Consider the following 5,714-nt stretch of genomic DNA (forward strand, 5'->3'; position numbering starts at 1 on the left):
CGAGAATGGCGGGCGACCTGATCGGCGTAATGGAAAGATGTCGGTTGAACCCGACAGAGGATGGGAAAGCCATAATGGCCGTTCCCGTCCTTTTGTACCACGGGCTGGAGAAACACCTAACGCCAGATACACGGAAGTTCCAGAGCGCCGCGCACGCCTATGAAAGGGCTTCGCCATGGCGGTTCAGAGGGCGGGGAATTGCAAGACTGAAAAGGCCAAGTACCCGAACCTGTATCGATAGGGTTATGAGCCGTGTTCCACTACCCTATTCTAGTGCCCCTCTTTGTCCATAAGCACCGCAATTCGGGCTGCGGCGCCGGCGCTGGCGGCCGCAAAGTCACGGGATCTTTCTATCTTACCAAGCGCCTCGGTTAGTCTTTTGCCATATGTTCCTAGCGGCCCGCCCGGGTGAGGCGAGATATCCAGCGATTGCGCTAGCTTGCGATCTGTCGGCAGGTTGAGCAGATTTTGCGGTGCGTTGAGATTAAATAGTTTGTTTTTAGCTAAAAGACTTAGCAACAGGCTCTTGGGAGCCAGATCCTGTGTGATGACGTGGTGCTCACGGAACAATTCTGTGCCAGCCATGGTCAAATCTCACATCTTCTCAACATTGGTGAAGTCGGGACCGGTGACACCGGCGACCTTGCAGGCAGACTTCAACACTTCGTCGCAGAAGATGCTGCCAGCATACGGCGTACGAAATATATGGGCATCGGCGACCACCTCATCCCGGAACACAAGGCTGGTCGGTCCTACAAAATCGTAGATCTTCACATCCTCATTTGTTTTGTAATCACGTTCGTAATCGATCCTTATTTTCGACGCCGCTTCGTCGATGGCGTCCAGGACACGTACAACATCGGCCAAATAATATTTCGGCCGTTGCGAGCCGTCTGCCAAAGTAAAATCGCAGTCGACAAACTCGAAGCCGGCTGCGTCGACATCCTCGAAAACCCGCTTCAGGCGTTCGGAAACGATCAGGTAACCGTGCAATATCTCCAGATCGCGCGGCATCTTGCCCTCCTTAGGGTAGTGAACAAGCTGAGGTTTTTCCGGCAGTTCTGCGAAGCCATGGCCTTTCGCTGGGGGCGGCGCGAAGACGATGAGGCCCGGCGTTATCAATGCATCCTCGTTTGCAATGCGTACGCCGTGGCCTTTACCGCCACGCAAGTCGGAGTCGAACTTGAAGAATCGACGAGATTTACCGACCTGGCGGGGAAAGGTTGTTTTGGTGTTTTCTGCCGCCTTCATAGAAGACCTCCCTGTGTATCCGTGGAAGAAATATTCGATGATATCATATACAGTTGCGTTCGAAATTCGCTCTGCCAAGGCATGTTTGCGGCGCAATTGGCAGGTCAACCTCTCATGGAACGCCTCATCGGTCATCTCCTTCAGCGGATCGAGCAGGAACTCCAGGATACGTCCCGGCGGTGGCCGTTGACGCCTGTCGTGGCACGCCGGCCGAATTGGCCTCGTTGGAAACGGTCAGAACGTTGCCCAACAGCGTACATCTGGAGAAGGAAAGGCTTCCAACTCGACGCGCACCTCCACCCCCATCGTGGACAAAACCTATCGCAACTTTCCGCGGGCCGCGTTCGCCCGACGGCAACACTGTGGTCGCGCCGGCAAAGCCGGAACAAAACGCTCTGGGGCGCCGTTGGAAAGCATGTTGATTCTCCGTCCTGGTGACCTGCGCAGCAGCAAGCGCATCGATCGCCATCGTGCCGCGCAGTTGGCGATGTTGCGCGGTCGGCTCATGAGGCGGATTGCCAACCGCAAGGCTGCCGAGGTCGAGCAGGTCGCGGTATTTGTGCACGCCGCGCATCAGCCCGTCTTCAAAATGAAGGGACCGCAAAGCAAACGGAAGCGGACCGATGGCTGAAATCCTGAACTTCAAACCGGCCCTGGCCAGACAGCGCGTGCGACGAGCCGAGCGCTCGGTCAATCGTGCAAATGAATTGCTCGATGAGGACTGCGGTGTCGGTCTGAGCCTTGCGTTGTGCGGCGGTATCAGATCCGCACAGTCGCGAGTGATCGACGCGCGGACCCGCTTCCTGAAGATTCGCCCGGCCGCCCACTATTGAGGCATCGGGTAGGTACGCGGAGGCGCGACATTCCATCCCCAAAGGGATATGCCGCTGCTCTCCTTTTGAAGTGATCGCCAACCGGGAGGATGCGGCATCATAATGGTTGAACTTGTGGTTTTGGGAGAAGCCGTCACCATGTTGTTTGAACCCCTCAACTCGGACGGCCAAAAGCGAAGCGCCGACTACCACGCTGCGCGGCTTGCGATGCTCCACGACCGGTTGGCGAAGAAGATCAAACAGGTCGACCATGCGGCCGCGCTGGTTGAGCAGGCAGCGGCATTTTTGATTGAGGCCGCGCATCAGCCGAGTGCCCCTGACGCAAGGGGCTGAGAAACCACTGCTCATGCGGCGGACCCCCGTTCAAAGCAGTGCCCGACCACCTGTGGACTGCTTTCAAGCCACTCCGAAATCGCTGGCGTCTTTACATTTCATACTTGACACTTACGCTCATGATTAAATAGACAGCAGCGCATCCGACGTTTTCCGGTCCGGTCGGATGCCTGAATGCAAATCAAACAATGTCGATCGTTCGTGCGCAGCGACGCGCTATCGCGGGCGTGAAGGAATCTTTGCGCGTTTTCGGGGGAGAAGTTGAGCGGTATGGATTTCTCGCTGAGTTTGGCGCCGGACCTGGTATCCTATATCCGCACGCTTCTACGGCTGCTCCATTTCGCCGGCCTGGTTTTCGGGTTCGGCGGTGCTGTCTTCCTCGACCTGCTCTTGGCACGCTACCGTCGAACGGTCGTCACCGCCGAGCTCGTCGGCAATGTCGGATGGATCAGCCGTTTTGTGGCGACGGGGCTCCTGATGCTCTGGATTTCCGGCATCGGTTTTCTTCTGCTCTATCAGGTGGCGGAACCGCAAAAGCTGATGAACCCGAAAATCTGGGCCAAAGTGACCATCGTCGCCATCCTGTCGATCAATGGCTTGGCCATTCATCGGCTTGTGCTGCCGTTCCTGCGCCAGCGGATCGGCCATCCGCTTCTGTCCGGGGTCAAGGGCCGCACCAAGGCGGCGTTGATCGGCTGCGGCGTCATTTCCGCCGTATCCTGGAGCGCCCCTGCCGTGCTTGGCGCCGCGCCGCAGTTAAATTTCGTCGTGCCCTGCGCGGTCATTCTGGCCACCTACGCCCTGGTGGTGGTGCAGGCCTTCCTGATCGCGACATTCGTTCTGCGGGACACAGCCGGAAGCGAGGCATCTCCGTCAGATCTGTCCGACAGCATCGTAGAACAACCCATGCTCCATGCGGCGCCGGCGACCTGAGCCATGGAATTTCCTGTGGCGGCGCCAAGTGCAGAAGATGTGGGGAAAGAGCTTGAATATCACCACAAACGGTTGCGAGGAGACGGGATGGGACGTCACCGCCTCGGAACGGCACGCGGCGGCTGAGCAAACCGACCCCTCTGTCAACCCGTCGTCTTGTGCGCCATCAAACGGCCGTGCCTCGTGATGGGAGCTGAGAAGGCCAACGGATAAGCAAGGAGCCACGGTCCGCGCCGCAAGGGCGCGGACACCAGCCAGTTCTGGCGAGATACGCCTACCGACGTAAGGCGTAAACGTTGTCCATCGCCTCGCCGCCGATCGGCATGGCCATGTCGTCGTCGAGCAGACGGGTGATGCGGGCGAAGCCGGTAAAGGCCTTTCTCGCTTCCTCGGCCGACATATTGCCGGCCATGGCGGCGGAACAGCAATTCAGGGCGCATTGATAAACCGGTCCGCGCCGCCCCGTCGGCCATTTCCGCAGGAACACCATCGCCTCGGCGACACTGTCCACTTCTTCTACAGGCTGACCTTGCCCAGGCAGAATCCGCACGGGCGTAAAGAAATGCAAGCGATCCATCGTTTTCCTCCCGGCCGATCGCGGTGCACAGAACCACATTAAACACCCGGCGGACCATTTGGTTCCACAAAAATCAAATGAGCGCGCAAAAAAATGATGCCAACACCGGCCGATCCCATTGGTACGATCGATCGCCGGCAAAGGAGGGTTGAAAGCCGATCGCCGACTCGCGCGACAAAAAGGAGGAATCCGCAATACCGGCCCGCGATAAGCACGATTCTCATTGAATATCTTTAAGGCCAAAGCCGGCAAATGGGTTGCTTGCCGGTTCCCTTGCGTCAGGCATACCCTGCGCAGCCAACGCGTGGAGGCGCGTCGCACAAGGGGAGGACATCGCAATGACCATACAAGGCGCATCGCCTGACCTGTATAATGAGGATCTGGCTCCGGCCAAGGTCCGCAACTGGGGACCATTCTCGATCTTCAACGTGTGGACGTCCGACGTCCACAGCCTCTGGGGCTACTACCTGGCGGCGAGCCTGTTTCTCTTCTGCGGCGGCTTCGTCAACTTCATCATAGCCATCGGCATCGGTTCGCTCATCATCTACGTGCTGATGAACATGGTCGGTTATGCCGGCGTGAAGACCGGCGTGCCCTACCCGGTGTTGGCACGCGCTTCCTTCGGCATCTGGGGCGCCAACATCCCGGCGCTGGTCCGGGCCATCGTCGCCTGCTTCTGGTACGGCGCGCAAACGGCGGCCGCCTCGGGCGCCATCGTGGCGCTGCTGACGCGACTGCAGTGGTTCGATGAGTTCAACAAGACTTCGCACCTCCTCGGCCATTCAACCCTGGAAGTGATCTGCTTCGTCATTATCTGGGCGCTGCAGTTGCTGATCATCCAGAAGGGCATGGAAACAGTGCGGCGCTTTCAGGACTGGGCCGGTCCGGCGGTGTGGGTGATGATGCTGCTCCTGGCGATCTATCTCTGCGTCAAGTCGGGGAGCTTTGCCTTCACCAGCGACATCCCGATGGATGTCCTGCGCGAAAAGACCGCCGATGCCGGCATTCCAGGCGATCCCGGCTCCTGGACGGCGCTCTTCGGCGTCGCGGCGATCTGGGTCACCTACTTCTCGGCGCTCTATCTCAACTTCTGTGACTTCGCCCGCTACGCGCCTGACAACGCGGCGCTGCGCAAGGGCAATATATGGGGCCTGCCGGTCAACCTGATCCTGTTCTCGCTGGTCGCCGGCGTCACCACGATTGCCGCCTACGATGTCTACCATGAGGTGCTGCTGCATCCCGACCAGATCTCGGCCAAGTTCGACAGCTGGTTCCTGGCGGCGCTCGCGGCGCTCACCTTCGCGGTGGCGACGCTCGGCATCAACGTAGTGGCGAATTTCGTCTCGCCGGCCTTCGACTTCTCCAACGTCTTCCCGCGCCAGATCAACTTCAAGAAGGGCGGCTACATCGCGGCCTTGATCGCGCTCGTGCTCTACCCCTTCGCGCCCTGGGAAGGCAGCGCCGCGCACTTCGTCGGCATCATCGGCGCGACGATGGGACCGATCTTCGGCGTGATGATGGTCGACTATTACCTGATCCGGAAGGGTGAGGTCGATGTCGAGGCGCTCTACCGCGAAGACAGCGAGTTCCGCTTCCAGGGCGGTTGGCACGTCAACGCCTTCATCGCCGCCGGCATCGGCGCCATCTTCTCCTCGATCCTGCCCAACTTCACCAGTTGGCTGCCGTCCTGGTGGGGTGTCTATGGCTGGTTCTTCGGCGTGGCCATCGCCGGCGCCGTCTACTACGTGCTGCGCACCATGGCGCTCGGCGCCGGCGCCATGGTGCGC

At 59.3% G+C, this 5,714-nt stretch carries 8 protein-coding genes; 5 read left to right on the top strand and 3 right to left on the bottom strand.

What is annotated here, in order from left to right:
- Nucleotides 1–270 precede the first annotated feature (270 nt).
- Both EN745_RS28345 and EN745_RS28350 read right to left on the bottom strand, forming a co-directional pair.
- On the bottom strand, nucleotides 271–585 hold the full coding sequence (locus EN745_RS28345; RefSeq protein WP_127406803.1) for an AHH domain-containing protein: 315 nt from the start codon (nucleotides 583–585) through the stop codon (nucleotides 271–273).
- A gap of 9 nt (nucleotides 586–594) precedes the next feature.
- Nucleotides 595–1,251, bottom strand: coding sequence for a DUF1629 domain-containing protein (locus EN745_RS28350; RefSeq protein ID WP_127422778.1), 657 nt, complete (start codon nucleotides 1,249–1,251; stop codon nucleotides 595–597).
- Between the two features lie 307 nt (nucleotides 1,252–1,558).
- On the opposite strand from EN745_RS28350, the gene EN745_RS28355 reads away from it, so the two are divergent.
- From EN745_RS28355 to EN745_RS28370, 4 genes are all read left to right on the top strand, one after another.
- The gene (locus EN745_RS28355; protein WP_127422773.1) at nucleotides 1,559–1,882 is read left to right on the top strand and encodes a hypothetical protein; all 324 of its coding nucleotides are present in this window, start codon (nucleotides 1,559–1,561) and stop codon (nucleotides 1,880–1,882) included.
- The gene (locus tag EN745_RS28360) at nucleotides 1,875–2,084 is read left to right on the top strand and encodes a hypothetical protein (protein ID WP_127422774.1); all 210 of its coding nucleotides are present in this window, start codon (nucleotides 1,875–1,877) and stop codon (nucleotides 2,082–2,084) included. The genes EN745_RS28355 and EN745_RS28360 overlap by 8 nt, the downstream gene beginning before the upstream one ends.
- Nucleotides 2,085–2,186: 102 nt before the next feature.
- The gene (locus EN745_RS28365; RefSeq protein WP_127422775.1) at nucleotides 2,187–2,417 is read left to right on the top strand and encodes a hypothetical protein; all 231 of its coding nucleotides are present in this window, start codon (nucleotides 2,187–2,189) and stop codon (nucleotides 2,415–2,417) included.
- Nucleotides 2,418–2,687: 270 nt separating this feature from the next.
- Entirely contained in the window at nucleotides 2,688–3,350 is a 663-nt protein-coding gene (locus tag EN745_RS28370) for a hypothetical protein (RefSeq protein WP_127422776.1), read from the top strand.
- 274 nt (nucleotides 3,351–3,624) lie between these two features.
- Here EN745_RS28370 and EN745_RS28375 read toward each other — a convergent pair whose 3' ends face one another.
- Nucleotides 3,625–3,927: a DUF982 domain-containing protein gene (locus EN745_RS28375; protein WP_126054489.1), complete on the bottom strand. Its 303-nt coding sequence runs from the start codon at nucleotides 3,925–3,927 to the stop codon at nucleotides 3,625–3,627.
- Nucleotides 3,928–4,265: 338 nt separating this feature from the next.
- On the opposite strand from EN745_RS28375, the gene EN745_RS28380 reads away from it, so the two are divergent.
- On the top strand, nucleotides 4,266–5,714 hold a 1,449-nt coding region (locus EN745_RS28380; RefSeq protein ID WP_127422777.1), incomplete at its 3' end, for an NCS1 family nucleobase:cation symporter-1.

The sequence above is a fragment of the Mesorhizobium sp. M4A.F.Ca.ET.022.05.2.1 genome (assembly GCF_003998845.1).
Lineage (GTDB): Bacteria > Pseudomonadota > Alphaproteobacteria > Rhizobiales > Rhizobiaceae > Mesorhizobium.

Coding starts and splice junctions, on each gene's coding strand:
- EN745_RS28350 (WP_127422778.1), bottom strand. CDS start 1,251: ATGAAGGCGGCAGAAAACACCAAAACAACCTTTCCCCGCCAGGTCGGT.
- EN745_RS28360 (WP_127422774.1), top strand. CDS start 1,875: ATGGCTGAAATCCTGAACTTCAAACCGGCCCTGGCCAGACAGCGCGTG.
- EN745_RS28375 (WP_126054489.1), bottom strand. CDS start 3,927: ATGGATCGCTTGCATTTCTTTACGCCCGTGCGGATTCTGCCTGGGCAA.
- EN745_RS28345 (WP_127406803.1), bottom strand. CDS start 585: ATGGCTGGCACAGAATTGTTCCGTGAGCACCACGTCATCACACAGGAT.
- EN745_RS28370 (WP_127422776.1), top strand. CDS start 2,688: ATGGATTTCTCGCTGAGTTTGGCGCCGGACCTGGTATCCTATATCCGC.
- EN745_RS28365 (WP_127422775.1), top strand. CDS start 2,187: ATGGTTGAACTTGTGGTTTTGGGAGAAGCCGTCACCATGTTGTTTGAA.